This window comes from Mycobacterium sp., assembly GCF_049608025.1.
GTDB lineage: Bacteria > Actinomycetota > Actinomycetes > Mycobacteriales > Mycobacteriaceae > Mycobacterium.
Window position 1 is genome coordinate 1 of record NZ_JBMYXC010000082.1, and the last position, 2744, is coordinate 2744.

At 71.4% G+C, this 2744-nt stretch carries 1 protein-coding gene and 1 pseudogene; both read left to right on the forward strand.

Annotated elements, in window-relative coordinates; all coding sequences use genetic code 11:
- A pseudogene (locus tag ACPGXI_RS17130) lies at positions 1-1676 on the forward strand (hypothetical protein); the annotation flags it as partial.
- A 238-nt stretch (positions 1677-1914) separates the two neighbouring features.
- The coding region (locus ACPGXI_RS17135) for an aspartate aminotransferase family protein (protein ID WP_526655080.1) at positions 1915-2744 on the forward strand (830 nt) is incomplete at its 3' end.

A 2744-nucleotide genomic window follows, 5' to 3' on the forward strand; every position in this document is an offset into this window, starting at 1 on the left:
GAATCTTTGGCGGTAACGGCGCTGATGGCGCCGACAACACCAGCACCGCCGGTGGTGACGGCGGTGCCGGTGGGGCTGGCGGCGACATCGGGGCCGGCGGTGCCCTGGGTGCCGGCGGCGCGGTCGGTACCGGCGGCAACGGCGGTGCAGCCGGCAACGACGGCGCAGCCGGACTCTCCGACGGATTCGGTGGCACCGGTGGTAACGGCGGTGACGGTTTGGCCGGCGTCAACGGCGGCGACGGTGGGGCTGGCGGTGACGGCGGCGACGGCCAGGACGGCGGCTCCGGCGGCGACGGTGGTCTCGGCGGTGACGGCGGCACTGATGTCACCGGCAGCAGCTTTGGCGGCAACGGTGGTTCCGGCGGTACCGGAGCCGACGGCGGTAACGGCGGCAACGGTGGTGACGGCGACGACGCGGGAGGCACCGGCGGTGCACCCGGCGAGGCCGGCGGCAACTCCGGTGACGGTGGAGCCGGCGGAGCCGGTGGAGCCGGCGCGGCCGGCGGGGTAGGCGCCGATGGTGCGGGCCTCCTCGGTGACGGCGGCGACGGTGGTGACGGTGGTGACGCCGGTGCGGTTGCCGGCAACGGCGGCAACGGTGCCGACAACACCACCATCGGTGGCGACGGCGGAGCAGGTGGCGCCGGCGGATCCATCGGAGCCCTCGGTGCTGCCGGTAACGGTGGCGCAGGCACGATCCCCGGCGCAGCCGGACTCGCTGGCGAATCCAACGGTGACGGCGGTAGCGGCGGTGACGGCGGCAACGGCGCCACCGGCACGACCGGCGCCGACGGCGGAGCTGAAACCGGTGCCGACGGCAGTGCGGGCGGAGTCGGCGGGGCCGGTGGCAACGGCGGAACCGGCGGTGACGGCGGAACAACCACCGGTGTCGGCGGTGACGGCGGTGTCGGCGGTGTCGGCGGTGTCGGCGGTGTCGGCGGCAGTGGCGGGTCCGGTTTGAACCGCATCTCTCAGGGATGCGTGGGCCCGCAATGCAGCGGTCTTCCCGGCGGTGACGGCGGCGACAGCGGAACCGGCGGCGACGGCGGAGTCGGCGGTGACGGCGGCGACGCCGGGTCCGGCATTGACGGTGTGGGCACCAACGGCACCGGCGGTGACGGTGGCACTGGCGGCAACAGCGGCGCACAAGGCGGCGACGGCGGCACCGGCGCCGGCAGCATCAGCATCGGCCTTCCCGGCGGTAACGGCGGTGAGGGCGGATCCAGTGGGGCTGGCGGCAACGGTGGCACCGGCGGCGCGGTAGGAGCGGGTGGTAACGGCGGCGCGGCCGGTAATAACGGTGACGCCGGCGAATCCAACGGTGACGGCGGTGACGGCGGACTCGGCGGTGACATCGCCATCATTGATGGAGGGAGCACAGCCGTCGGCGGTAACGGCGGCACCGGCGGTAACGGCGGGGCCGACTCCGGTAACGGCGGTGAAGGAGGTGCCGGGGGTCCCGGGCTGAACCTCGGGATCGGTGGCGACGCCACCGGCGGTAACGGCGGAGACGGAGGAGACGGTCTCGGGGCGGTCACCGGTGACGGTGGCGACGGCGGCGACGGCGGCGACGCCCTACCCGGCATTGGTGGCACCGGCACCGGCGGCACCGGCGGCACCGGCGGCACAGCAGTCGGCGGAACCCCCGGAACCGACGGCACCGACGGCACGTAGCACACGTAGGTGGCAGGCCAACAGAGTCGTCGTTAGCCCTGAAAGCCTCGCCCCGACGTATTGAGACGGACTGAAAGGCACGGTGTCGATAATCGACACCGTGCCTTTCAGCGCGCAGAGGGCACTTGTCGATGGCCGGTATCAACGGTTCACTACCTCCAGGGCGTACTGCAGCCTGGGGCCGTAACCACGACACCCTGAAGCTCAGGCGTTCGGGCCAGGCTGGGACACTGGTGACATGCGAGCTGACCGCACAGCCGGCGCCGCCGAATCGGCGCGACTATTCGCCGACGCGTGCTCGGTGATCCCCGGTGGGGTCAACTCACCGGTGCGGGCGTTCTCCTCGGTCGGCGGCACTCCGCGGTTCCTCACCTCGGCCAAGGGTTGCTGGCTGACCGATGTCGATGGCAACCGCTACGTGGACCTGGTGTGTTCGTGGGGCCCGATGCTGCTCGGTCACGCCCACCCCGCCGTGGTCGAGGCGGTGCAGCAGGTCGCCGCCCACGGGTTGTCCTTCGGGGCGCCGACGCCGTCGGAGTCTGAGCTCGCGCGGGAAATCATCGAGCGAGTCGCCCCGCTCGAACTGCTGCGGATGGTCAATTCCGGAACCGAGGCCACCATGAGCGCAATCCGCCTGGCCCGCGGATACACCGGCCGCGCGAAGATCATCAAGTTCGCCGGCTGCTACCACGGCCACAGCGATGCGCTGCTCGCCGACGCTGGGTCAGGGGTCGCGACCCTGGGACTGCCGTCCTCGCCCGGGGTGACGGGCGCCGCCACAGCCGACACCATCGTGTTGCCGTACAACAACACTGCCGCACTCGAGGATGTGTTCGGACGTTTCGGTGACGAGATCGCCTGCGTCATCACCGAAGCCTGCCCGGGCAATATGGGCATCGTGCCGCCGCTGCCCGGATTCAACGCCGAGCTGCGCCGTATCACCGCCGCACACGGGTCACTGCTCGTCGTCGACGAAGTAATGACCGGGTTCCGGATCAGCCGATCCGGTTGGTACGGAAAAGATCCGGTCGATGCCGACCTGTTCACCTTCGGCAAGGTCATGGGCGG